This window comes from Proteinivorax tanatarense (assembly GCF_040267685.1).
GTDB classification, from domain to species: Bacteria; Bacillota; Proteinivoracia; order Proteinivoracales; family Proteinivoracaceae; genus Proteinivorax; species Proteinivorax tanatarense.
In genome coordinates this window covers 544132-569175 of sequence record NZ_CP158367.1, presented here as the reverse complement: position 1 = coordinate 569175, position 25044 = coordinate 544132, and the positions used below count along the sequence as shown (strand labels likewise).

Annotated in this window: 24 protein-coding genes; 3 read left to right on the top strand and 21 right to left on the bottom strand. The window is 34.6% G+C overall.

Annotated elements, in window-relative coordinates; translation table 11 throughout:
• Positions 1-79: 79 nt before the first annotated feature.
• From trxA to PRVXT_RS02795, 9 genes are all read right to left on the bottom strand, one after another.
• Positions 80-400 carry a thioredoxin gene (gene trxA / locus PRVXT_RS02835; protein ID WP_350344185.1) on the bottom strand — a complete coding sequence of 107 codons (321 nt, stop codon included), beginning with the start codon at positions 398-400 and terminating at the stop codon, positions 80-82.
• Positions 400-1326 (bottom strand): thioredoxin-disulfide reductase, encoded by a 927-nt coding sequence (trxB, locus tag PRVXT_RS02830; protein ID WP_350344184.1) that lies wholly within the window; start codon positions 1324-1326, stop codon positions 400-402. The genes trxA and trxB overlap by 1 nt, the downstream gene beginning before the upstream one ends.
• A gap of 43 nt (positions 1327-1369) precedes the next feature.
• On the bottom strand, positions 1370-2620 hold the full coding sequence (locus PRVXT_RS02825) for an MFS transporter (RefSeq protein WP_350344183.1): 1251 nt from the start codon (positions 2618-2620) through the stop codon (positions 1370-1372).
• Positions 2621-2763: 143 nt separating this feature from the next.
• Positions 2764-3990 carry an extracellular solute-binding protein gene (locus PRVXT_RS02820; RefSeq protein WP_350344182.1) on the bottom strand — a complete coding sequence of 409 codons (1227 nt, stop codon included), beginning with the start codon at positions 3988-3990 and terminating at the stop codon, positions 2764-2766.
• A 13-nt stretch (positions 3991-4003) separates the two neighbouring features.
• Positions 4004-4888, bottom strand: a complete 885-nt coding sequence (locus PRVXT_RS02815; RefSeq protein WP_350344181.1) for a glucodextranase DOMON-like domain-containing protein — start codon at positions 4886-4888, stop codon at positions 4004-4006.
• A gap of 216 nt (positions 4889-5104) precedes the next feature.
• The gene (locus PRVXT_RS02810; RefSeq protein WP_350344180.1) at positions 5105-6736 is read right to left on the bottom strand and encodes a putative manganese-dependent inorganic diphosphatase; all 1632 of its coding nucleotides are present in this window, start codon (positions 6734-6736) and stop codon (positions 5105-5107) included.
• 224 nt (positions 6737-6960) lie between these two features.
• Entirely contained in the window at positions 6961-7311 is a 351-nt protein-coding gene (locus PRVXT_RS02805; RefSeq protein WP_350344179.1) for a phage holin family protein, read from the bottom strand.
• 234 nt (positions 7312-7545) lie between these two features.
• Positions 7546-8148, bottom strand: a complete 603-nt coding sequence (locus PRVXT_RS02800; protein WP_350344178.1) for a helix-turn-helix domain-containing protein — start codon at positions 8146-8148, stop codon at positions 7546-7548.
• A 53-nt stretch (positions 8149-8201) separates the two neighbouring features.
• Entirely contained in the window at positions 8202-8891 is a 690-nt protein-coding gene (locus tag PRVXT_RS02795; RefSeq protein ID WP_350344177.1) for a hypothetical protein, read from the bottom strand.
• Between the two features lie 184 nt (positions 8892-9075).
• On the opposite strand from PRVXT_RS02795, the gene PRVXT_RS02790 reads away from it, so the two are divergent.
• The 3 genes from PRVXT_RS02790 (at position 9076) to PRVXT_RS02780 (ending at position 11872) form a co-directional block, all read left to right on the top strand.
• Entirely contained in the window at positions 9076-9891 is an 816-nt protein-coding gene (locus PRVXT_RS02790; protein ID WP_350344176.1) for a CAP domain-containing protein, read from the top strand.
• A gap of 191 nt (positions 9892-10082) precedes the next feature.
• Positions 10083-10823, top strand: coding sequence for a YheC/YheD family protein (locus PRVXT_RS02785; RefSeq protein ID WP_350344175.1), 741 nt, complete (start codon positions 10083-10085; stop codon positions 10821-10823).
• 74 nt (positions 10824-10897) lie between these two features.
• The gene (locus PRVXT_RS02780) at positions 10898-11872 is read left to right on the top strand and encodes a hypothetical protein (RefSeq protein ID WP_350344174.1); all 975 of its coding nucleotides are present in this window, start codon (positions 10898-10900) and stop codon (positions 11870-11872) included.
• 74 nt (positions 11873-11946) lie between these two features.
• Here the strand turns inward: PRVXT_RS02780 and yqeC are convergent, their stop codons facing one another.
• The 12 genes from yqeC to uvrB all read right to left on the bottom strand — a co-directional run bounded on the left by yqeC (position 11947) and on the right by uvrB (position 24919).
• Positions 11947-12651: a selenium cofactor biosynthesis protein YqeC gene (gene yqeC / locus PRVXT_RS02775; protein ID WP_350344173.1), complete on the bottom strand. Its 705-nt coding sequence runs from the start codon at positions 12649-12651 to the stop codon at positions 11947-11949.
• A gap of 21 nt (positions 12652-12672) precedes the next feature.
• Complete coding sequence (locus PRVXT_RS02770; RefSeq protein WP_350344172.1) at positions 12673-13008, bottom strand: protease complex subunit PrcB family protein; 336 nt, start codon at positions 13006-13008, stop codon at positions 12673-12675.
• A 73-nt stretch (positions 13009-13081) separates the two neighbouring features.
• Positions 13082-13459, bottom strand: coding sequence for an SHOCT-like domain-containing protein (locus tag PRVXT_RS02765; RefSeq protein WP_350344171.1), 378 nt, complete (start codon positions 13457-13459; stop codon positions 13082-13084).
• Between the two features lie 18 nt (positions 13460-13477).
• The gene (locus PRVXT_RS02760) at positions 13478-13831 is read right to left on the bottom strand and encodes an SHOCT-like domain-containing protein (RefSeq protein WP_350344170.1); all 354 of its coding nucleotides are present in this window, start codon (positions 13829-13831) and stop codon (positions 13478-13480) included.
• Positions 13831-14847 (bottom strand): SHOCT-like domain-containing protein, encoded by a 1017-nt coding sequence (locus PRVXT_RS02755; RefSeq protein WP_350344169.1) that lies wholly within the window; start codon positions 14845-14847, stop codon positions 13831-13833. Before PRVXT_RS02755 ends, PRVXT_RS02760 begins: the two co-directional genes overlap by 1 nt.
• 22 nt (positions 14848-14869) lie before the next feature.
• Positions 14870-15181 (bottom strand): hypothetical protein, encoded by a 312-nt coding sequence (locus tag PRVXT_RS02750; protein ID WP_350344168.1) that lies wholly within the window; start codon positions 15179-15181, stop codon positions 14870-14872.
• A 16-nt stretch (positions 15182-15197) separates the two neighbouring features.
• Positions 15198-16205: a DUF4097 family beta strand repeat-containing protein gene (locus PRVXT_RS02745; RefSeq protein WP_350344167.1), complete on the bottom strand. Its 1008-nt coding sequence runs from the start codon at positions 16203-16205 to the stop codon at positions 15198-15200.
• A gap of 94 nt (positions 16206-16299) precedes the next feature.
• The gene (locus tag PRVXT_RS02740) at positions 16300-16686 is read right to left on the bottom strand and encodes a DUF2089 domain-containing protein (RefSeq protein WP_350344166.1); all 387 of its coding nucleotides are present in this window, start codon (positions 16684-16686) and stop codon (positions 16300-16302) included.
• Between the two features lie 648 nt (positions 16687-17334).
• Positions 17335-19146, bottom strand: coding sequence for an excinuclease ABC subunit UvrC (gene uvrC, locus PRVXT_RS02735; protein WP_350344165.1), 1812 nt, complete (start codon positions 19144-19146; stop codon positions 17335-17337).
• Positions 19147-19621: 475 nt separating this feature from the next.
• Complete coding sequence (locus PRVXT_RS02730) at positions 19622-19951, bottom strand: DUF6897 domain-containing protein (RefSeq protein ID WP_350344164.1); 330 nt, start codon at positions 19949-19951, stop codon at positions 19622-19624.
• A 131-nt stretch (positions 19952-20082) separates the two neighbouring features.
• Positions 20083-22911 (bottom strand): excinuclease ABC subunit UvrA, encoded by a 2829-nt coding sequence (gene uvrA, locus PRVXT_RS02725; RefSeq protein ID WP_350344163.1) that lies wholly within the window; start codon positions 22909-22911, stop codon positions 20083-20085.
• Between the two features lie 31 nt (positions 22912-22942).
• The gene (gene uvrB, locus PRVXT_RS02720; protein ID WP_350344162.1) at positions 22943-24919 is read right to left on the bottom strand and encodes an excinuclease ABC subunit UvrB; all 1977 of its coding nucleotides are present in this window, start codon (positions 24917-24919) and stop codon (positions 22943-22945) included.
• Between the last annotated feature and the right edge of the window lie 125 nt (positions 24920-25044).

Sequence of the window (25044 nt, the reverse complement as noted above, 5' to 3'; positions counted from 1 at the left end):
TCCCCAAAATCTACCTTTTTATTGCACTTTACTAAAATAAGTAAAAAGAAGTCGGACAGGGCCGACTTCTTTTTATTTATTATAGGTTTTCTTCAATCTTTGAAATCAACTGTTTTTTAGGCATAAACCCACCGGCATTATCGACAGCCTCTCCATTTTTGAAGAATATTAATGTCGGTATGCTCATTACACCATATTCCCCAGCCAAATCCTGATTCTCGTCAACATTTACCTTAACTACCTTAACTTTATCGTTATAATCTGTTGCCACCTCATCGATTACAGGAGCTAGCATTTTACAAGGTCCACACCAGTCGGCATAAAAATCCACCAAAACCGGCTTATCATTTTGAAGTACCTCTTGATCAAAACTTGAACTATTAACATTTTTTACAGACATTATTTTGCCTCCTTATTAAAAAATTCTATATAATGCTGTGCCTTAACAGCAGCCACAGCCCCATCTGCGGTAGCTGTTACTACCTGCCTTAGGTATTTATCATTAACATCTCCAGCAGAAAACACACCATTTATATTTGTTTCAACACCATTTTTAGCTTCGACAAATCCACCTGGTGTTAGATTGACCTGACCATGTAATAGTCTTGTATTTGGTATATTACCTATATACACAAATATCCCATCAACTTCTAAAACTTCTTGTTGTTTGGTTTTTACATTTTCGTATATTAGATTCCCAACTTTATTATTACCAGCTATTTCTTTTACAATACTGTCATATAAAAACTCAATTTTTTCATTTTTGAATGCTTTATTTTGAACAAATTTTGTCGCTCTCAACTTATCTCTACGATGGATTACATAAACTTTTTTTGCAAATCGAGTTAAAAAAATTGCCTCTTCGATTGCTGAATCACCACCCCCAACAACTGCTACAATTTTATTTTTATAAAGAGCACCATCACAGGTAGCACAATATGACACGCCCCTACTAGTAAACTTTTGCTCTCCTTCCACCTCTAACTTCCTTGGCTGCACTCCAGTAGCCCAAATAACAGTTCTTGCCTTAAATTCCCCAGACTCCGTTGCGATAACCTTAATATCTCCGTCTAACTTTAAATCAACTATTTCATCCATGGATATTTCTACACCAAGATTAGTAGCTTGAGTATACATGTTCATAGCTAAATCAGGACCCGATACTGTTTCAATTCCGGGATAATTTTCTATAGTATCTGTTGTTGCGGCTTGTCCTCCCGGTGCACTTTTTTCAATTAACATTGTCTTTAACTCCGCTCGGGCAGTGTAAATAGCCGCTGTCAATCCAGCAGGTCCTGCCCCCACTATAATTACATCATATGTCATGTTAAGCCCTCCTATATACCCCTAAGGGGTACTTAACCATATTTTACACGTTAATAGTTTTATTGTCAATATTTTTTTTAGTGTGTTGTTTATCTTTAAACCACACATAGAATAACACTGCAGTAATCAAATACAAGGTACAAGTTAAATAGTAAGAAACTGTATAACTTACATTACTCATTAAAAATCCACCTAAGATTACACTAAAAGCTCTGGTACTACTTTCCACAGTTTTCAACAAAGCGCTTAGCGAAGGGCGCTGTTCCTTATTTACTAGCTGCATAGAAAATTCTAACTCTACAGGATGGGTCATATTCATTAAACTGCCTCTAAAAATAAAAGCTAGACCTACAAAGTATAAGCTATTGCCAGTGGCAATTAATATTAAAAAGGGAATAGAAGCCATTCTAAGATAGGTTATTGTTTTTATTTTACCTAGCCTAGGAACTATCCAAGGAGTGAGCAGTCCTGCGATAGCTGTACTTGTTTGAGATAAAGCTAAAATAGTCCCTATCTGACCCTCGCTAGCCCCTACCTGCCCTTGTAAAAAAACATTAAATAAAGGTACAATCAGACCTGCACCGAATCCAATCATTCCATGACAAAAAAGTAATTTACCTATACTACTATTTTGGGTCACTACATTTTTTATATCCCTCAGTTGCGAATATAAATTAGTCTTTTCTAACACAACTTGTTCCTTAATAAAAGAAAGAGGAATTAAACCTAAAAGTGTTATAACAGCAAAAAAAGTTAACGTAATCGTGTAGTTAATATTTAAAGTATACCCTAGGCTTTCCACCATAATCCCAGAAAACAAGTTTCCAAACATCATGGAAATCATCATCACTGAAAAGTTGTAAGAAAAAGCTTGTTGCCTCAACCTGGGAGGACAGTTTTCTTGTAAAAACGGCGGGGCACTAACTGCAAAAAAAGATAACCCCAAGCCCCATAATAATGCACTTATCAACACAAGCTGCCTTATAGGGAAATATGTAAGCAACAAAATTCCTGAACCTACCAAAAATAGCGCCAGTTTAAGACTCCATTTATACCCCATTTTTTTTGTTATTATACCACATGGAATAGCTAAAAGGCCGGTAGATATAAGCTTAACAGATAAAAAAATCCCCACAAAATCTTCATTAAAACCAACATTCATCAAATATAAGTTTATAAGAACATTTCCCGCTCCCATACCTAGGTATGCAAAAAAAGAAGCAGTTAAATACAGATGTATGTTTCTACCCACTCCTGCAACATCATTGCTAAAACTATGGAATAACTGGTTCATTTACTTCCACTCCCTAAATATATTGTTTGCGACATATATTTATTTTACCAGAAAGTAAATTTGAAAACTATACTAACTTTCCAAATTTACAATGATAACATATTTTTCTGTCAAAAAAATAATAGGGCCGCAAATCTGCGTCCCTAGTTAAATAACTTGTTATTAACTTTTTCCGTTGCTTCTTTTAAGGCTTGTTCTGGAGTTTTTTCCCCCTTCAAAACTAAGCTTATTTTTTCATTTACAATATCCTCAATTACATTATATTGTGGAACAGTTAACCTTGGTTGTGTTTGTGTAGCCTGCTTTAGAATAACATCAAAGTTGTCATCAGTTGAAACTGCATTTAAAGCTTCTTTATTTACCGGTATGCTACCTAGCTGTTCAAACCATAGTGTTTGGATTTCAGCAGAAGTTAAAAACTTAACAAATTCATATGCCTCGTGGGGATAATCTGAGTCCTTTAATATAACCATACTATCACCCTGTATGCTAGACACAGAACCATAAGTTCCCTTAGGAACCATTTCTACTCCCAGTTCTAGCTTTTCATCATAAAAAGAAAATCTTTCGCTAGAGTCAATTATCATACCATATTTTTGTTGTACAAACCCCTCCCTGGGATTAAAAAAGTCATCTTTCCAAGCTCCAGCAGCTACTTGATATTCATTACATAAACTGTTTTTTAACTCCAAGGCCTTAAGACCTGCTTCACTATCAAGAGTAAATTGCCCTTGTGAATCATTTGTCAATTCAGCACCATAAGAATAAAATTTAGGGAGTGTTTCTTCTAAACTATTTCCCATACCATAGCCATAATTATTATTTTTAGTTAGGGGCTTGCTGAAGTTAATCAAATTATCCCATGTCCATTCTTCTGTGGGATAACTTACATTTGCTTCATCAAACAATGTTTTGTTGTAATATAGAACTTTAGTTTCAACTTTTTGAGGCAGGCCAAAAATTCCTCCCCCATAGGTATTAGATTTCACTGCCGAACTAATAAGTTGCTCAGCTAGTTCATCTGCTCCTAAGTAATTTAGGTTAACAATTGCCCCTGCTTCTGCTAGAGCAGAAATGTGCTTCATATCCACAAAAGCTATGTCAGGAAGGTTTCCCATTGCTAGCCCTTTTTGTAGTTCTTCCCACCCTTTACCATGGCCTATGCTATTTAATTCTATTGAAATGTTAGGATTCTCTTTTTTAAACTCTTCTATTATATCTAAAAAAACCTCTTGTTCATCTTCATTATATGTTTCCCATATTTCTAATGTTATCTCTGTATCAGGTTCAACTGGATCCGGCAAATCATTTTGACACCCAGTCAATATAAAAAATAAAAAAAAGCAAACAATAAGCCTAAATATTTTCATTTAATCCACCCTCTTAAAATCTACGGCTAATAATTTCTCTTTTATTTTTGACTACAAGTAAAGCTACTCCTGCAATAATCACTATGCCGGCGACTATTAAAATATTTTTCATAAAAGAGCCCCGCTGTTTTCCTCCAACTGGTTTTAGAACAGCTACACTTTCCTCTTCCCATTGAAGCTGTGCATATTGTTCTTCTTTGCTTTCTGCTAAAATATCATAAACATTTGGGTTATACTTCCCTTCCGGGTCTCCCCCTCCACCATGCCACTTTCCTGCTTCTTCCTTGATCTGCAAAAACCCATCACTGTCTAAGCTTGAATAATGCCCCACCAAAACATAAAACATAGAGCTTTTGTCTATCTCACCTATATAATTTTTGGGGACATTGGCTACTATCTCTTTTCCATCCACAAAAACTTCTATCTGTCGTCCAGCATCTAAGTCGTCTGGGTCTTCTCTTACATCGTATACCTTTGATTTATTGAAATCCTTAATTTTAATTAATTTATTCCATGGCACCTCAAATTCAACATTAGCTCCTCGCCTAAAAGTTTCAGTAGCTCCGGTAACCCCAGGCTCAGTAACAAGATAAATATCAATTCTATGAAAATTAAATCCTTCACCTTCCCAAGGGTTTACAGCATCAGGTTCTAAAGCAAACTCTAACCTAAACTGCACGTTATCTTTTTGATCAATTACTTTAAAGTATGTAAGATCTAATTGTTCTTGCACTCTATCTCCATATACTTCAGCTGTGGGATGAGTAAAAGCTCCAGTGCCATGAGAGTCACCAACAGGATCTTCCATCTCAAAAATCACCTTACCATCAGCAGATGCAGACATAGGTGAAAAAATAATTAACCCCAATAAAATAAATAATAAACTATTTTTAACCATTTTAAAGTCCTCCCCAACTAGTTTATTAAAACAGTATGCCTACATCTATATTTAAATGCAGATACATTTTAAGTTTATCATATTTTTTTAAAATGTAACTATATATTTTAACAAATAAAAAAATCTAGGCAGTGGCCTACTTCTGCCTAGATTTCAAAACAGGGGGCTAATGAGAATGTCATTAACCAATATTATTCATGTCCATACCCAACAAAATTATACACTTTTGTTAAATATCTTCCCTAAAACTGGTATAACTTGTAGTTTTCTTGACATAACTTTAGGCATGAAAAATATATTTTCGGATATAGATTGATTAAAAGCTTTTGCTACCTCAGTACCTTTACCTCCGTAACAAATAGCATAAGAATCCCCACTTATAATATCAGTTATAATCAACATCATCAGTTGATAATCATTTTGTGTAGATTGCTCCTCCATACTTTTTATAAATTCATCTTTTGCTTCCAATATTTTTTCTACTGAAGTTGTTTCCACTTGTCCTATAGCAACTTTCCCGCTGCTAAACTCAAATTCTTTTAAATCTTGATTAAGAAGTTCCTCTGCCGAAAGGTCTGCAATCTTCTCTGTCCAGCTATAAACCTCTTTGCCAAAATCTTTTAAAGAAACTTTAGCTATTTCCGATAATCTTTTTGCCATATTAACATCAAAGGATGTTGTAGTAGGAGATTTTAACATCACTGTATCTGATATAATAGCAGACAGCAGCAATGCCGCCATTTTGGTTTTTATATTTATATTGTTGATAAAATATTGTTCAGCAACTAAAGTAGCGGTGCTGCCAACAGGTCTACAGTTTATTGGAATAGGCTTTTGAGTTTGAATATCCCCTAACCGATGATGATCAATAATCTCTACAATCTCGCTTAAGTTCAACCCTTCCACGCTTTGACTAGTTTCGCTATGGTCAACCAATATAACTTTAGGAGATGTAATGTCAATTACATCTTTTTTTGTTATCATTCCTTGAAATTTATTTGATTCATCCACAACAGGGAATGCCCTAAAACCCGTTGAAGAAAACAGATCTTTTAGCTCACTAAGCTTTGTACTTTCATCGACCGTTTGAGTTGAAGTAGTCATTACATCACTGCCACTCCTAGCTAAAGCAAGTAAGCGAGCTGCTGTAAAGCTATCACCTTCAAATCCTAAAATATTAACATTGTACTGCTTAGCCAGTTCAATTATTTCTTTATTGGGCTTACAGCCTCCTATTAAAACTAATGTGCTTATTCCCCTTTGTATCGCTACCTTTTGACCTTCAAACCTATCTCCAATAATTAAAGTATCATTGGGTTTCAGCACAAGTTTCAGCTTTTCAACATCCATCGCTCCAATTAAAATTCTTCCCGTTAAAAATATATCTTTTCCCTGATAAAACACCTCAGCCTTTAAGTTTTCCACAGCATTTTTTATTAATATTTTTGAATAAAAAATTTCTCCACTTTCTATCTCTTGTAAATATAATTTAGCAAAATCCCCTGGTGTAATTATTCCTGCTAAGGTGCTATTATCGTGGAGTAAAGGTAAGGATTTTATCTCTTTCTCCCCCATCAATGTCCCTATTTTTTTTAAAGTTTCCTCTTTAGGTAAAGCTGGATAAGAGTTAACTAAAATATCTTTTACCCTAAGCTCTAGATCTTCGATATATTCAGGAGCTGATATGTCAAGGAATTTTAAAATATGTTCTGTTTCTGTATTTAAACCACCACATCTTTTAGCAACACAACTTCCACCTAGCCTATTCTTTAATTCACTATAAGCAATGGCAGAAGCTATTGAATCTGTATCTGGATTTTTATGACCTATTACAATCGTTTCTTTCATCAGTCTCACCTATCTTATTAGAATAATTGTGGATAAAATCATTTTTCTTGTTAGTAGCCTGTTAATATTTAGTATGCGAAAATCACAAAACGCTATAAGCTCCCATGTGCTCTCACCCCTCACCCTGTGGATAACTCCACTTTTTTTGCTAACCACTTTTGTGGATATGTGGATAAAAGGGTTAATATCTTTTTGAAAGCTTTACTATTTTATCCTACCATATTTTAAATGGTGTCATCAGCTACTAAAAAGCTTAGAATGGAAGAAATTATGCTAAGTATTATCGCTCCAATAATGGAAGCAAAAAAACCTTCTACACTAAAGTTCTGGACAGTAGCTGCTACTAGCCACAAAATAAAGCCGTTAATAACTAAAGTAAAAATCCCTAAAGTAAGTATAGTTATAGGGAAAGTTAAAATTTTCAATATAGGTTTTATGATGGCGTTAGCTAATCCTAGAACTAGAGCTGCAATCATCGCAGATCCAAATCCCCCAATACTCATACCTGATAAGATTTGGGCGGCAAAAAATAACGCCAAAGCATTTATCACCCATCTCCAAATTAGTCCTCGCATCTTTTTCACTCCTTTCAATTTCACTTATAATGATATCCCATTTTAACACATTTATAAAGTAAAACTTAAATCATCATTGTTCCGTACCCTTTTAATGTGATCAACCTGGATTTTAATGATTAATAATTACGTTATTGTTTAGTGATGGCTTAATACCAGTTAACCTCCGCTAAAGTTTTAGTTAATAAAATCCCAGCCTATTAAGACTAGGATTTTATCAAAGCCAGTTTGCTATTAAATTTCACCTTTTTGATTTAATGCCCACAACACCAACTGAGTTCTATTTTTTAACGATACTTTCTTTAATATATTGCTAATATGATTTCTCACAGTTTTATCACTAATATATAGTCGCTGGGCAATTTCTTTATCTTCATAGCCTTCTAAAAGTAAATTAACTACCTCATTTTCTTTCTTACTAAGAACCTTTAAACTTTGTTCTTCTATTAATAATTTTTCTGCAGACCAAGCTAAAATATCAATGGCTAAGCGAAGAAGCTTATAATTCTGATTATTTAACACAAAAGCTCTCTTGGGGTCTCCTAAAGTTATAAAGTTAATTCCATGGTCAACTAATTTCAGTATTTCTTTGGGAGATATTCTTTCCATCAGCATAAACCACGACTGTTTTCTTACAACCATATGATGCCATAATGAAGAATTATAGTTTATTTCGTTTGTAGCCCAAATTACCAGGCCTTTAAAATTCCCTAATGTCTTATCTAGGCAAGAGTTGGTAGCTTCTATTACCCTAATTGATTGTTTAGATTTTAAATGACTAATCAGCTCAAAATTATCTTTTTCAAAATTTCGCTCAATTATAGCTAACACATTCATCAATACCCCATCCTTGTTGGCAATAATTGCCGGGATAAAACCGGCAATTATTGTTAGTCATCATTAGGTTCTGGCTGTGGTGGGTAAAAATCTGGGAATGGGAGCTCTTCAAACTCTTCGCATGCATCTTTATCAGGGAATTCTTCACACTCTGGAGGTGTAGGGCAAAAACCAAAAGCAGGAATTAAAAGTTGTACCTCTGCTATTGACTTAATGATAATCCAAGCTCCAACTGGAACTAAAATGCTAACAGCAGGCTCTTCATTAATTTGTGCTTCTTCAAAAATAGGCTCACCTGGCACGCAGAATATTGCTTCTGCTATAGCTTCCATTCTATCAGGGCATGGCAACCATAGTACTACATCTTTATAAAATTCTGCTAACAAACCCTCATTAAGTGCTTCGTTTTCTGTATCTTCATCAATGATTGTTAAGTCAAATTCTGCAAACACTCTTATTTTTACTCTGGCAAGGGGTCCTCCATCTATTAACTCTACTTTTTTAACTTCATAATCAACTGTTGTCTTATCAATTTCTGCAAATCCCGTCAAAGTTTCAATATCCCCAGCCCAATCTTCAGGCAAGTTAATTTCACCATTGATTTCTTCGCCAGCTAGAAACTCAAAAAATTCACATTCTGTTTGACGGCAAGCATCATAAACCTTAGTTGTGATGATGCATTCCACCAATTCCGGTTCAACATCATTTTCTTGTCTACAAGTGGGATCAAATCTCTCTCTCATTTTGTACCCTCCTTTCACAATAATCTATGAATTTACATGGTACTTGGTGCATATAGTTTGCATAGTTTTTTACGAATTTTGCCCACTCCTAAATAATCTATTAATTGAAACAATTACCTTTGAACAGTGGGACATAGTCAGCTACTATTAATATATAATATGAAAAATTAAATGGAGGGTACTTATGAAAAAAATTACTACTTATTTAACGTTAGGAATTATAAGTTCATCAATTATTTTAGTTTCTAGTCCTGCTGAGAGTATGTCTTATCGAGATTTCTTACAACAACATGTCAATGGAACAAGTCAACAACAAACAACCACAGAACAACAACCAGAGGAAACAAATGTTGATAATGAAAAACAAAGTAACACTATAGCAAACTTTTGGAACAGAAGAAGAAATGCAAATACCAACACTGAGAATAACGTCAACAACAAAGAAGAAAATAAGCAAGAAAGCGCCCCTGCTGATAGCCAAGATAAAACTAATGGAATCGACGACTTTTGGGCTAATAGAAGAAGAGCTAACACCAACACAAATTCTGAAAGTGAACAGTCCTCTAGCAGAGAATCCTCTGATTCTAATCAAGAAAAAAATAAAAAAACATATAAGGTTAGTCAAAGAGAATTAAACATGCTCGATTTAATCAACCAAGAACGAAAAGCTGCCGGCGTTAGTCCGTTAAAGATTGACGAACAAGTTAGCAGGTTAGCTAACATGAAAAGCCAAGACTTTATAGACAATAATTACTTTGCTCACGAGTCTCCCGTTTATGGTAGAGCAAACCAAATGCTTCGTGACGAAAATATTAGCTTTAGACGAGTTGGAGAAAATATCGCATCTTCTCAAAGTTACATAGTTTCCCATCACAGGTTGATGGCTTCAGATGGTCATCGTAGAAATATTTTAAACCCTAATTATACTCATGTAGGAATAGGTATAGTTGACCAAAATCCATCAGGGGTTTATGTAACCCAAATTTTTATTACTAAATAACTTCAAAAACTAGCTGGGATTTAGTTACTCTATTCGCAGCTACAAGGTTTTTAAGTCAAAAGGAGCTGATTCAAAACAGAGCACATTCTGTTTTTGAAACAGCTCCTTTTCTTTTTAATTTTGGTAATAAGCACGCCTTATAAACTTTAACATAGGTTAATATAAAGCCACATACAGAAGAAGGTGTTTCTATGGAGTTAAAAAAGTCACATATCAATAATAAGCTAATTAAAAATGAAATTTTATCTCAACACCCAATAATTAATAACTTTCTTCCAAAAACCACGTTTCTTACATCCAGTACTTTTCAAAACTTCATAACTAGTTACCCTATGGTTTTTTGCAAACCTTGTAAAGGTGTTAAAGAAAAAAAATCTTTTATGGTTCAAAAAACAAAAAATAATTTTAAACTCCAATTTCAGTACCGAACTATTTCTAATTTAGACCGCAGAGATCTTTGGTCCCAAATTGTTCCTTTCATGTCAAAAGAACCTTATATCATTCAACATGGTTCCGATACACCCAAAGTTGATAATAACAGCTTTATAATAAAAGCTATAGTTCAACGCCCAAAATCCTATTGGAAAGTCACAGGCATAGCGGTATCATCCTCTACCAATGAAAAAAAGGGATACAGCTTGAAATATGTGCTAGATAAACTAGATATTTCCAATGATTATCAAATATCCTTTAAAAAACTTTTTACGATATTAGCTATAAATTCTGCAAATCAACTATATAAATATTTTCCCCATATATCTCAACTTTCCTTAGACATAAAACTTGATACTTTTTTTGCACCTTGGATATATGAAGTAAATTCTCTACCTAAAATTGATATATTTAAAAAAATTGATAAAGATGCCTACAAATCTATTGTTAAAGCCCAGCATCAAATATTTCAAAGTAAAAGACGATGTTTAAGCTCTTAACCTTAATTATTTTTCTCACCTTTAGCCCAAATTAGAATACAATAAAATATCCTAATATAGAGGAGGTTTAAGATATGGGTTACAAAATAATTAAATATAATGCCCAAGTGCCAGGAGAGGCTTATAAGAATGATGGCACCCTATACCTCCCACTAAATTATTTATGGAGCAATTTTTCTATACTAGAAAAAGAAAAAGTCCTTTTTTTAGATAGTCCCCTGGCAGACTTAAACATTGGATTAATTTACAACAATGATAACACCCCAAAGTCTTATTTTACCGAAACAAAAAGATTACTTGAAGGTTCAGGCTGTAATGTGAAAATAGCTTCTAACCAAGATAAAGAACTTTATACCTTTGATTTGCTACTTTGCCTTTCAAACATGGAAGGAATTTTCAAAACCGAGTACAACGGATTATCATTAAACGGAAGTAAAAAGCTTGCAGATAACTTTCGATGGTCTCTTATTAAAATGTTTGAACTTGATTATATATCTCCTCCCCAAAAAAGATCTATAGAAAATTTAACACATCTTACTACGCTTAAAAAAATCTCAATCCCTGTAGTTAACATTAACTGGCGCTCCAAAGATTGCAAAGAAGAAAGTTATATAAAGTTAGGCCTATCTATACTAATCGGACTTTTAAAGTTTACTACAAACTCCATACCTGAAGTTAATTGGGAAATATTTTTAACAAACATAAGTTCTCAAAATAGGGGAAAAAATCAGGAAACGCAAAATACTGAATCTAAAGAAAACACCGATAAAATCATTAACCATGATAACACAGCTAGTAAAGCAACCCTTGTTGAAATTGCTCCCCGTCAAGATAAAACTATAGTGGAGCCTTCGAAAGATGTTAAACTTAAAAAGGAGGACAGTGTAATGACAAAAGCAAATAAAGATAATAAGCGAGGTAAAATTGTCAAAAACCCTACTCCCGCCCAAAAAATCTATCTTAAAAAAATGCTGGAAAAACAAAATAAAAAGATGAAGAACAATAACATAGTAGGAAAACCTGCAAGCAAATCCGGTTTAAAAACTTGAAAATAACACTTATATGGCAGTTGCCATCCCAAAATTAAACACTTTCCAGTTGAAATACTGGAAAGTGTTTAATTTTAGAAAACATAATATAACTTTTCTTTTGTAAATGAAATAAACGCTACCGAAATGAGCCTCCGTTCAATTTTTTTTATTTCCTGTGCAAATTCTAACAGCTCATTGGCACTAAATTTTCCCTTTACTTTATCCCACTGGTTAAAAACAAGATGTAAACTTGCTCCCGATGGAACCCCTTGAGAAAAAAAACCTTCTTTTGCGATCTTTAAAATAGTAGCAAACGATATAACTTCGCCATCCAAGTTTAACAAAGAATCTCTATGAACATTGTTTCTATCCCATTTTTTCCCTAATACAGAGGCTCCAATGACTGACAAAACAACGTTAGAGTTAGCCGGGATAGCTGGCTCATGACTTGCCCATAATTTTAGTGGCTTCATCCTTGCACCGTCACCTTCACAGATAAAAGTACCTTTATTTTCATCATATATGTCAGCTAACCTATCTTTATCCAACCCTTTTAAGATATCCTTTTCAATCTTTTCTACTAATAAATACTGTTTATATTTATAGTCTTTGGGAAGGCAGTCCTCTACTACTATTACCCCTTTTTGTTTTGGCGGAAACATTTTAGTGGTAGTGGTTAAAACACTATCATCCATAACCTTCCCCAGTGAATAAACACCAGTTGTTTTACCACCACCACCAACAAAAGTTATGAAGTCCCCTTTATTTAAATCTAGCCCCTTTATAATATCGCTCATTATCTTCATCCTTTATAGTTTCTATTCCTTATTATTTTTGTTAATAATTTCAACATCTTTTCCTCTTTCAAAAACTAACATTTTATCTGGGTAAGTTATTGCTTGAGTAACAATGTCATCTTTATCAGGCTTTAACTCTTGATATTTTACAATTATTTTCTCTTTTGTCTCTTCCACTGATACCTTAATAGAATATCCCCCTGTGGGCCTTTCTCCTAAAGCAATATATACGTATTGCTTTTTTGTTTCAGAACAGCTATACACAAAACTTCCTCCAGCTATCCTAACTTCTTCTTTTTGTTTCGATACTGCTTCTGGATAATCATCGGTTTCTATAACTGAGTTTGTTTCCTCCACACTGCACCCCCCTAACAAAGATATAATACATACTATTAATAACAGCTTCATATATTAATCACTCCATCTAAAGCTATATAAGTTCGATCAAGATATGTTTCTGACCATCAACAATCTCTTTTATTACCCCTTTTTCGCCCTGTTCAGCTTTTGACAAAATCTCCTCTTTAGTGATCATCATATTATTTACTTTTATTTTTGCGTTAGTTAAAGGTAAATAGTTTAAGAACTTTACTAATCCTAGAGGAATGTCTATTACATACTTCGAATCATTTTGTTTCACTATCTTAATTCTAACATGACGTGGGTCATCCATATCATATTGATCAACAAACTCCCTTTGACTATGCGGGGCTTCTTTTTCTAGTGCATCAAGTAGTTCAAGCCCCTGTTCTGCAGAAACCTTTCCCTCTTTAACCATTTGCAAAACATGTAATTTGCTTTGTGACAAAATATCCCCCCCTCTATTCTACTCCACCATAATGTGAACATCGTAATTAGAATCTTTGTCTTCTACCTCTAACACAGTACCTTCTCCTTTATCTTTAGCCAATTGAATTGCTTCTGCTAACTCTTTTCTAGTTAGAGAACTGTCTTGGGGAATGAATTTCATGCCTATGGATACTAAATACATAGGAATTTTAATATTAGTTTTAACTCTACCGCTATCTTTATTTATAACTTTAATCCTCAGCTGCCTAGCACTGCTTTTTGAAGTACTATTATCTCCTTTACTCTCTACCGCTGCTAGTAATTTCATACCTTCTTCTGCAGTAACCTTGCCTGATTCAATCATTTTTAAAACTTGCATTTTTTCATTCATCACTCTACCTCCTTATCTATAGCTTCCAGAAGCTCTTCCGCTTCTTGAGGGTCCAAATCTCCCTCTTCAACCATCTTTAAAATCCTTAAAGCTTCTTTACTTCCCGATGTATTGCTCTCATATTTATCAGCACACTCGTCATTTTTACTTTGAATATCCAAATGCTTCCCTTGCAATTTAACTTCTGCCATCCATTCAGCACCTTTATTTATCCTGTAGAACCCCGGGTTTTTTTCTGTTTTTAACGACTCCACCTTATTATCCACAGAATCAAAGAATGCTTCTAAATTTAAAGAAGAATTTGGCGGGATGAACAGGCACATATCTCCATTTCTAACGATATCATAATTTAAAATTAACGTTTTAGGCAATTCCAACACTGTATTTCCAGCACCTACTCCTCTAATTTGAGTAAACCTACAGGAAGTTATATCTATCTCTCCCGCTGAGCTAAAACACAAGCTCCCTTTACTTTCTGTTACCGTATGGTTCCCCTTAGCTAGCACCAAGTTAGCTGCTCCATCTAAACCCTTAACATACAAGTCACCACTACCTGCATCTATTGTTAGATCTCCTGTATGATTAAAAACTTCTGTATTTACATTTCCTAAATCAGCCTTTAATCTGCCACAGTTTGAAACAAGCTCGATACTGCCTTTGCTCTGCTCTAAACTTATGTCTCCTAAAAAGTTGGTTACAGATATTTTTCCATTTCCATTTTCAACCTTTAATTTATAATCGAAGTTAGCTACTGATAGATCTAAATAACTACCGTTTATAAAGATATTACAAGTCCTTGGCAAGTACATCTGCACCTTTTTATTTTCACCTTCGCCAGCGCTTAAAAATAACCTATTTATTTTTTTTTTATGAGTAAAAACTACCTCTTGGTCGCTTTCCACAACGACTTTACATAAATCCTCATCCCAGCCCCTAACATCTATTTCTCCTTTGTCCATAGAAAACGCCACTTTATGCTGTGGAGAAATTTGAAATTCTTTGTTAAGGTGCGCCATTGACATCACCTTCCTAGCTCTTCTAAAAGTATTTACTTCTACTACCTAAAAGTGCAGATATTATTTGTATCAAACCTGCCATTGCTATTAAAATCCAAAAACCTAACCAAAAACCTACATTATCCAGTTGGATAAACGCAATTGCTAAAAGACCGATACCCAATGTCCAAAGTCCACCCTGTATTCTCCCAGCACTTATCTTATTCTTTGAATAATTTTTATAGATACCAGACTTTACCATGGTTAACTTAACAATCATGTTACAAATAATTGCAACTAAAATTAAAATAAATATCCCAATTTGCACCGCAGACGTTTGTAAAATTTCTAACATTTATTAACACCCTTTCTTATAATTCTTCAAATACAAGATCCCCGTTAACGGAGTTAATATCATACGACCGCCTTGCCCCATGCACTTCATAATCTTTAGTAAATGCAAGTTTCTTACCCTTGAGTACATAATTCTGATGATTAATTTCTAAGCTTCCATTCACAGAATTCATATCAACTTTAACCCCTTCACCTGACATAGGTAAATAAAACTTAATGTCACCATTGACAGTGGAAATATCTGCATTTCCTGGCAATAAAGCTTCTTCTTTAATCACAAGGTCACCATTAACAGTGGAAACATTAATGTTCTTGAACTTTCCTTGAGCGACACCATCTCCGTTTACTAGAGAAATATCCAATAGATTTGCAACTATGTTATTAATTTTAAACTCACCATTTACTAAGCTAACATCGCATAAGTCAGTGTTAATGTTCTCTACTAAAATTTCATCGTTAGTAGATGATAGGTCCAGCTTATAAACTTTATCTTGTGGTAAAAAAAGATTATAACAAACAGATATTTTTCTTTTTTTATTTTTTGGGTTTCCTTTTATAAAATCTTTACCTAAAGAAAGCTTATGATACTTATCGACATATTCCTTTGCCCTTTCTTTACCCTTTACCCCTTGAACAACAACTGTCTCTTGGATAAGACCATGGGGCTTATTCCATCCTTGAACAAATATATCTCCTTTTTTTGTTTTGAGATCCACGAATATTTCAGAGCTTTCAAATGTATGAGTAAATTCTCTATAAAACTCATATTTGTAACTGCTATTCACTGTCATGCCAAAAACATCTTTAATATTATCAAATAAAGAAAAACCTTCATTACATTCAGCACCACCATCATCATAAAAGGAGCTTTTCTCACCCTCATCTTTACTACTTGATTCTTTCTCGGATTGCTGGGATTGAGAATTATCCTTTTCTAATGCATCAAGCAGTTCATCTGCTTGCTTTTGAGATATTTTCCCTTTCTCCATCATTTCTAAAATCATTTGTTTTTCAGTAACCCCCACTTCTCCTCCCCCTTTTCTTTTTATTTTATATATTCTGAATTAGGTAGTTAAAATTTTTTACCACTCCACCCTTTGCTAGGATGGAGTTTTGTTGTTAATTATGCTCTTTTAATAATTCTACAGCTTCTTCAGCTGTAATATCACCACTATTTAAAGCATCAAGGACTTTTTTGCGCCTCCTTGCTGTTTCGGAATCCACTTTTGGAACTGGTTCCGGTCTGTAACCAAGTGCTTCTATTACCCCTTCTAACCTACTTCGTACCGTCGGATAAGAAATCCCTAATTCTCTTTCTACCTCTTTAATGTTACCTCTGCTCTTTATAAACACTTCCACAAACTCTTTTTGTTCCCTATCTAGCCTACAGAATTTACATAAATCAAAATCACCTTCTATAGCAGTATCACACTTCTTACATTTCAGCCTAGCCACATTTAAATGAGAGTCGCAAATAGGACATTTCCCTATTGCCTGCTTTTTCATTTAGGCACCTCCTACTTTTCAACTTAACTATATCAATATTAGCATTAATTTTTTTAAGCTTTGATTTAATTATACACATAATTAAGTTTATTGCAAACATCATTAATTAAATAATTTCAACCAGAGGGGGTTCCCCACCAACTGGTGCTAACTAAGCTAACTTTTGCCCTAATTACAATTTTAAGTAAGTAGGCTACATATAGTTAGCCTAAACCAACAAAACTATTTATACCTAAAGGAATCTATTAACTTTTCAGCCTGTTTTTCTGATATCTTTTTTGAACTTACCATCTCTAAAACCATCAATTTAACGTCTTCTACCATTACTAATTCCTCCTTTTTTTATAATGGGTTAAGCGATTATAAAACTTTACATCACGTGGCAGTTTTTTTCTAAAAACCCCTGAATAATATCAATTTTCTTGTCGCAGTTGTTAACATTTTTAATTAATACCTTTTAAATATTTATTCTTACTTTTATTATACTCAACTTTATAAATAATGCAACCTTTTTTGTGAAATATTTTAATTAATTTATTAATATTATTAATTATTTTATTAACAATCTGCTAAATAGGGCTAAATCTCTTTAAGTTATCTATCTTTTTAATCTAAAAAAATAAAATAGCCGGACTTATGCCGACCATTTTATTTTGTCTTTCTAAAGTACTTATATACATTCTCCGCCACCTGCCATGGTATACCTGGCACCGCAGCTATTTCACCTACATCTTTTGTGGAAATTTCTTCTAACGAATTAAACACTTTAAGCAAAGCATTTCTTCTGTTGGGGCCTACTCCTTCTATTCTGTCCAATTCGGATGTAAAAGTTTCATTCTTCCTGAGAGTCCTGTGATAGGTTATAGCAAAGCGATGAGCTTCATCTCTAATTCTTTGAAGGAGGTACAGACCTTCGCTGTTTCTTGGCAAGATATGGGGTTCAGATTGTTGAGGAAAAAACACTTCTTCCATCTTTTTAGCTAACCCTATAATTTTTATTTGGTCATAGCCCATATCCTTTACAATTTTATAAGCTGAAGAAAGCTGACCCTTACCTCCATCTATTACAATAAGGTGTGGTAATGGACTAAATTTTTCATCGCCATCTCTATATTTTTTTAATCTACGGGTTAGCACTTCAGCCATTGATGCAAAGTCGTTAGGTCCTTCCACTGTTTTAATTTTAAACTTTCTATATTTATCTTTTGCCGGTCTCCCACCTTCAAAAACCACCATAGAAGCCACGGAATATTCTCCTTGGATATTTGAAATGTCATAACATTCCATGCGCCACGGGAGCTCCTGGAATTTTAATTCTTTAGCTAATTCAACTATCCCTTTTTCGCCACGGTGTTTTTCTACTCCACCTTGCCTTTCATATTGCTCAAGTTGTAACCGAGCATTTTTTTTGGCCAAAATTAGGAGGTCTTTTTTCTCCCCTTTTTGCGGCACCTTTACAGTGACTTTTGCCCCTCTTTTTCTTCTCAAAAATTCGTAAACTAGACTGTATTCAGATAGATCTACAGGTACTAAAATTTCCCCTGGAACTATAGGTGCATTCTCATAAAATTGTGTTATAAATGCAGACAATAATTCCTCTGCAGTTGACCCACCTGTATTTTCCAATCTAAATGAATCTCTACCTAATAGTTTCCCACCTCTTATACTAAACACCTGAATACAGGCTAAGTTACCACCATCAGCTACAGCTAAAATATCACGATCGGTAAGGTCGCTAAAAATGACTTTTTGTTTTTCAGTAACACTTTTTAATCCTTTTAATTGATCCCTAAGCTCAGCCGCCTTTTCAAAATTCAATTGAGCAGCCTGTTCTTTCATTTCTGCTTCTATCTTTTTTACTAAATGAGCACTCTTTCCCTCTAAAAACTGCAACACTTCATTTACCACTTTGCGATATTCTTCAGAAGTAACTTTTTTTTGGCAAGGGGCATAGCAACGATTAATCTGGTAGTTCAAGCAGGCCCTATCTTTATGCTCCAACTTTCCTTTACATCGTCTAAGAGGAAAGATTTTATGAACTAGCTGTAAGGTTTCATTTACAGCTCCAGCACTGGGATAAGGGCCAAAGTACCGAGCTTTATCCTTGCTAATTTTTCGTACTTTTTCTACTTTAGGAAAATCCTGAGTAACATCTATTTTTATATAGGGATAGTGTTTATCATCTTTTAAGGAAATGTTGTATTTAGGACGATATTTCTTAATTAAATTACTTTCTAATATCAATGCTTCTACTTCAGAATCGGTAATTATATAATCCAAATCTTCTATGTTAGCAACAAGAGCAGTAACTTTAGCTCCCTTCTTTTCTGTATTTTGAAAATAAGATTTAACTCTGTTTTTTAATGAAGCTGCTTTACCTACATAAATAACATCACCATATTTATCCTTCATAATATATACTCCAGGACTAGCTGGCATTTGCTTAACTTTATCGTTCAATCAAATCACCACTCTTCTTTTTTAAGTTCAAATTCATTTCAAAGGCGAATTTACAATTTACAATGGACAATTGACAATTAAAATCTTGGTTGGATGGTTGGATAGTGGATAGTTGATAGAAAAACATATAAGGTTCATTCAAATGACCTGTATGATAACTCGTATAGTTCAAAAAGGCGAATTTACAGTTTACAATGGACAATTGACAATTAAAATCTTGGTTGGATGGTTGGATAGCGGATAGTTGATAGGAAAACATATAAGGTTCATTCCAATGACCTGTATGATAACTTATATCGGCCCCAGAAGTTATTAAGTTCAAAGGCGAATTTGCAATTTACAATGGACAATTGACAATGAAGACCTTAGTTGGATGATGGATAGCAGATAGTTGGATAAAAGAGCATTAGGGCGATTATGTTTCACTGAATGGACTTCCCTCTGGTTTTCTCACATCTGAAAAATAAATAAAACTTCAATCTTTTACTTCGATAGAAAAAACATCAACCAATTTAAACAACTTAATCCGACCATTTTTCAACCTCAACTTTATCCACCCATCTTGGCATTGCTCTAACTCACCCGTAACTGTATTATCATCTACAAAAGTAATAAAACACTTTTTTCCTAAATAATTAAGCAAATACTCCTGTTTAGCTTCCATATCCTTATCATCAACTCCCATACTTCTTTTTAACCTACCTACCTTATCTTCACTTTTCTTAAGCCTCTTATTTATAACTGAAACTTCATTAATAGTATATAAAGAAAAAACAAATGCAAGAAAAGCAAAATAATTCATCATAACACACCTCCAAAACTCTCAAATACAACATTAAAATATCTCAATTTTATTATATGAGTTAGACAATCTATCATAATAAAAATAATCGTCCCACCTTTTTTGGTGGGACGTTACTTTTAAAAGCAGTCAACTTATCCCGCACTATCTGAAATCACATATGGTTTCAAGTATTTGCCTGTATAAGATTTATCTTCTTTACATATTTCTTCTGGGGTCCCTTTGGCAATCACTTCACCACCTCGATGTCCTCCCTCTGGTCCTAAATCAATTATATAGTCAGCAGTTTTAATGACATCTAAATTATGCTCAATCACTAACACACTATCACCATTTTCCACAAGCCTATTTAACACTCTCAATAACTTATCAATATCTGCAACATGCAAGCCTGTTGTAGGCTCATCTAAGATATATAAGGTTTTACCATTACTTCGTTTACTTAAATGAGTGGCTAGCTTAACCCTTTGAGCCTCTCCACCTGATAAAGTTGTAGCTGGTTGCCCTAACTTTATATATCCCAACCCAACATCATATAAAGTATCTAACTTTCTTTTTATGCGGGGAATATTCTCAAAAAATATCAGAGCCTCTGATACAGGCATATCCAGTATGTCAGAAATAGTTTTCCCTTTATATCTGATCTCCAAGGTTTCTCTGTTATATCTTGCCCCTTTACAAACTTCACATGGCACATAAACATCTGGTAAAAAATGCATTTCTATTTTAATTATGCCATCGCCACGGCAAGCTTCACAGCGCCCTCCTTTTACATTAAAAGAAAATCTCCCCGGCTTATAACCTTTTGTCTGAGCATCCTGTGTTTTTGAAAACAGTTCTCTAATAAAATCAAATACACCTGTATAAGTAGCCGGGTTTGACCTAGGGGTTCTACCTATAGGGGATTGATCTATATCAATAATTTTTTCTATATTTTCTATTCCTTTAATCTCTTTATGACTGCCAGGTTTAGAACGAGCCTTATTTATTTTTTGCGCCAGAGATTTATATAATATTTCATTAACTAAAGTACTTTTACCTGATCCCGATACTCCAGTAACACAAGTAAAAACTCCCAAAGGAAATTTAACGCTTACATTGTTTAAGTTATTCTCTGTTGCTCCTTTTACCTCAAGCCATTTTCCATTAGGCTTTCTTCTTTTATCTGGGACTATAATTTCTTTCTCGCCAGTCAGATATTGGCCTGTAACCGACTTTTTCTCCGCCATAATTTGATTAATATCACCTTGAGCAACAACATCACCACCATGCTCCCCTGCATATGGTCCAATATCCACAATATGATCAGCAGCCTTTATCGTGTCTTCATCGTGCTCAACCACTATCAAAGTGTTTCCTAAATCCCTTAGTTTTTTTAAGGTATCCAAAAGTCTTTGATTATCCCGTTGATGCAAGCCAATACTAGGCTCGTCTAGTATATAGAGCACCCCCATCAGGGATGACCCTATCTGAGTAGCCAATCTTATCCTTTGAGCTTCCCCACCTGATAAAGTCCCGGCACTTCTATCCAAAGTTAAATAATCCAGTCCGACGTCCATCAAAAAACCTAATCTTTCGTTTATTTCCTTTAAAATCATTTTGCCAATCATCATCTGCTTTTCAGTCAACTCTAAGCCAACGAAAAAAGCTTTTGTATCCTTTACAGACAAAGCTGTAAGTTCAGCTATATTTACATCGCCAACCTTAACAGCTAGTGCCTCAGGCTTTAATCTAGCTCCTTTACATTCATCGCAACTCTTTTTTGACATATACCCTTCTAAATCATTTCTAATATAATCTGAGGAAGTCTCATTATATCGAGCTTTTACCCAGTTGACCAATCCCCTAAAAGGAACATTTAGTTGATTTTTTTCTCCGTTTGCCCCGATGTATTGAATATCATAACGCTCAGCTCCAGTTCCATAAAGTAAAATATCTATGACTTCTTTTGACAAATCTTTAACGGGCACTTTTAAATCAAAACCATGCTTTTCAGAAAGCACTCTCAGCACTTCACCGTAATAACCAGAAGAGCTTCTACTCCAAGGTATAATTGCCCCTTCTGCAATGGATAAATTTTTATCTTTTATAATTAAATCAGGATCAGGTTCCAAATGACTGCCTAAACCCGAGCAACCTGTACACGCTCCATAGGGGTTATTAAATGAAAACATTCTAGGGCTAATTTCCTGAAAGCTAAAACCACAATCTAAACAAGCAAAATTTTCACTAACTGAAATCTTTTCCCCGCCGATCACGTCTAAAATAGCAATACCTTCTCCTAACGCTAAAGATGTTTCTAAAGAATCTGCTAATCGATTCTCAACACCATCTTTAATTACAATTCTATCTACAACAACTTCTATAGTATGCTTTTTGTTTTTTTCCAACTTTATTTCTTCATCTAACTGATAAGCATGATCATCTATTTTTACTCTTACATAACCACTTTTTTTCAGTTTTTCTAAAAGCTTTATGTGTTGCCCTTTTCTACCCCGCACAACCGGAGCTAGCACCTGAATTTTTGTTCTTTCAGGTAAAGTCATGGCCTGATCTACCATTTGTGAAACAGTTTGTTGAGCAATTGGCTTATCACATTTAGGGCAATACGGTGTCCCCACTCTAGCAAATAGCAGCCTAAAATAATCATATATTTCTGTTACCGTTCCCACCGTAGAACGGGGATTTTTACTGGTAGTTTTTTGGTCAATAGAAATAGCTGGCGACAACCCTTCTATAGAGTCCATATCCGGCTTTTCCATTTGTCCTAAAAACTGACGGGCATAGGCAGATAAAGACTCCACATACCTTCGTTGCCCTTCAGCATAAATAGTATCAAAAGCTAAAGATGACTTGCCAGATCCACTTAATCCCGTAAAAACAATTAGCTTGTCTCTGGGTATCGTCAAATGTATATCTTTTAAATTATTTTCTCTAGCGCCTTTAATTGTTATATCTTTCAACTGTTACTCCTCCATTTATCCCATATTTAATTTACTTTGCATCAATATCTGCAATCATATCCCTATAATATGCGGCCTTTTCAAACTCTAGGTTTTTAGCCGCTTCCTCCATCTCTTTTTTAAGTTTAGCTACCAAAAGATTTTTATCCTTTTTACTCATCTTTTTGCCTGCTTTTGTCGTATACTCTGTTTCTTCTTCTGCCACTTTAGTAGCCTCAATAACAGCATGGACATCTTTTTGGATCGTCTTAGGTGTGATATTATATTTTTTGTTATACTCTTTTTGAATTTCTCTACGTCTTTCAGTTTCAGTAATAGCCCTGTCCATAGATCCAGTAACTACATCAGCATAAAGTATCACCCGACCTTGATCATTTCTGGCAGCTCTACCAATGGTCTGAATTAGCGACCGTTCTGAGCGCAAAAAGCCTTCTTTATCAGCATCTAAAATAGCTACCAATTCTACCTCTGGTATGTCCAGCCCTTCTCTAAGTAGGTTTATACCTACCAACACATCAAACTCACCAAGACGTAATCCCCTTACAATCTTCATTCTTTCCAAAGTATCTATGTCAGAATGAAGATATTTAACTTTAATACCGGCATCTTTTAGGTAATCCGTCAAATCCTCCGCCATCTTTTTAGTTAAGGTAGTCACTAAAACTCTGTGATTATTTGTAATAGTTTTATGGATCTCACCTAATAAATCGTCCACCTGACCAGCAATTGGCTTGACAGTAATAGTGGGATCCAATAAACCTGTTGGCCTAATTATCTGTTCGACAGTTTGAAGGCTATGCTCTTTTTCATATCGAGAAGGAGTGGCAGATACAAACACTGTCTGATTCAACATCCCCTCAAATTCTTCAAACTTCATAGGCCTGTTGTCAAAGGCAGAGGGCAACCTAAATCCGTGTTCAACTAAAGATTTTTTTCTAGAATAATCTCCAGCATACATCGCCCCAACTTGTGGAATTGTTACATGGGATTCATCAATAATTACTAAGTAATCATCAGGGAAAAAATCCATCAAGGTATATGGTTTATCACCTGGCTGACGACCAGTTAAATGGAGAGAATAGTTTTCCACCCCTTGACAAAAACCAATTTCCTTCATCATCTCTATATCATAACGGGTCCGTTGCTCAAGCCTTTGAGCTTCTAATAACTTTCCATTTTTTTTGAAGTAATTAAGTTGTTGTTCCAGTTCTTCCTCAATAGAATCTATAGCTTTAATCACCTTATCCCTAGCCGTAACGTAATGAGAAGCTGGAAAAATAGCTACATGGTTGCGAACCCCTAATATCTCCCCAGTTAAAGAGTCAACTTCTGTTATTCTTTCAATCTCATCGCCAAAAAATTCTACCCTTACCGCCTTCTCACTATTACCGATAGGGAAAATCTCCACCACATCTCCTCTAACTCTAAATGTTCCTCGTCGAAAATCAGTGTCATTTCTATTGTACTGTATTGCCACCAATCTTTTTAAAACCTCATCCCGATCTATCTCCATACCCTCTCGCAAGGATACTACTAAATCACCATATTCTTCAGGAGAGCCCAATCCATAAATACAGGATACACTGGCTACAATTATTACATCCCTTCTTTCAAATAAAGAAGACGTTGCTGAATATCTAAGCTTATCAATTTCATCATTTATTTGGGAATCCTTTTCTATATAGGTATCAGACTGTGGTATATATGCTTCCGGCTGATAGTAGTCATAATATGAAACAAAGTACTCCACTGCATTATCAGGGAAAAATTCCTTAAACTCACTGCACAACTGCGCAGCCAAAGTTTTATTGTGAGCTATTACCAAAGTTGGTTTTTGCACTTGCTCTATAACATTAGCCATGGTGTAAGTTTTTCCGGAGCCTGTTACTCCCAACAACGTTTGCCCATTATATCCTTTTTCTATTCCCTTTACCAATTTGTCAATAGCTTTGGGTTGGTCACCTGTGGGTTTAAATTTTGAATGAATACTAAATTCCCCTGGCAACATAAACTACACCTCCTAATCTAGAACTCTCCTTTAGGCGATTGCACAAATGTACAAACCTAATAGGATATTCCCTTCGTCTAGTGGGAATATTATTTGCAATCTCCACTTAAATTGTCTTGTCCTTA

Coding starts and splice junctions, on each gene's coding strand:
- PRVXT_RS02790 (WP_350344176.1), top strand. CDS start 9,076: ATGAAAAAAATTACTACTTATTTAACGTTAGGAATTATAAGTTCATCA.
- PRVXT_RS02780 (WP_350344174.1), top strand. CDS start 10,898: ATGGGTTACAAAATAATTAAATATAATGCCCAAGTGCCAGGAGAGGCT.
- PRVXT_RS02785 (WP_350344175.1), top strand. CDS start 10,083: ATGGAGTTAAAAAAGTCACATATCAATAATAAGCTAATTAAAAATGAA.
- uvrB (WP_350344162.1), bottom strand. CDS start 24,919: ATGTTGCCAGGGGAATTTAGTATTCATTCAAAATTTAAACCCACAGGT.
- PRVXT_RS02805 (WP_350344179.1), bottom strand. CDS start 7,311: ATGCGAGGACTAATTTGGAGATGGGTGATAAATGCTTTGGCGTTATTT.
- trxB (WP_350344184.1), bottom strand. CDS start 1,326: ATGACATATGATGTAATTATAGTGGGGGCAGGACCTGCTGGATTGACA.
- PRVXT_RS02825 (WP_350344183.1), bottom strand. CDS start 2,620: ATGAACCAGTTATTCCATAGTTTTAGCAATGATGTTGCAGGAGTGGGT.
- PRVXT_RS02750 (WP_350344168.1), bottom strand. CDS start 15,181: ATGTTAGAAATTTTACAAACGTCTGCGGTGCAAATTGGGATATTTATT.
- PRVXT_RS02800 (WP_350344178.1), bottom strand. CDS start 8,148: ATGAATGTGTTAGCTATAATTGAGCGAAATTTTGAAAAAGATAATTTT.
- PRVXT_RS02755 (WP_350344169.1), bottom strand. CDS start 14,847: ATGGCGCACCTTAACAAAGAATTTCAAATTTCTCCACAGCATAAAGTG.
- PRVXT_RS02810 (WP_350344180.1), bottom strand. CDS start 6,736: ATGAAAGAAACGATTGTAATAGGTCATAAAAATCCAGATACAGATTCA.
- trxA (WP_350344185.1), bottom strand. CDS start 400: ATGTCTGTAAAAAATGTTAATAGTTCAAGTTTTGATCAAGAGGTACTT.
- PRVXT_RS02815 (WP_350344181.1), bottom strand. CDS start 4,888: ATGGTTAAAAATAGTTTATTATTTATTTTATTGGGGTTAATTATTTTT.
- PRVXT_RS02740 (WP_350344166.1), bottom strand. CDS start 16,686: ATGAAAAAGCAGGCAATAGGGAAATGTCCTATTTGCGACTCTCATTTA.
- yqeC (WP_350344173.1), bottom strand. CDS start 12,651: ATGAGCGATATTATAAAGGGGCTAGATTTAAATAAAGGGGACTTCATA.
- PRVXT_RS02795 (WP_350344177.1), bottom strand. CDS start 8,891: ATGAGAGAGAGATTTGATCCCACTTGTAGACAAGAAAATGATGTTGAA.
- PRVXT_RS02820 (WP_350344182.1), bottom strand. CDS start 3,990: ATGAAAATATTTAGGCTTATTGTTTGCTTTTTTTTATTTTTTATATTG.
- PRVXT_RS02760 (WP_350344170.1), bottom strand. CDS start 13,831: ATGAATGAAAAAATGCAAGTTTTAAAAATGATTGAATCAGGCAAGGTT.
- PRVXT_RS02730 (WP_350344164.1), bottom strand. CDS start 19,951: ATGATGAATTATTTTGCTTTTCTTGCATTTGTTTTTTCTTTATATACT.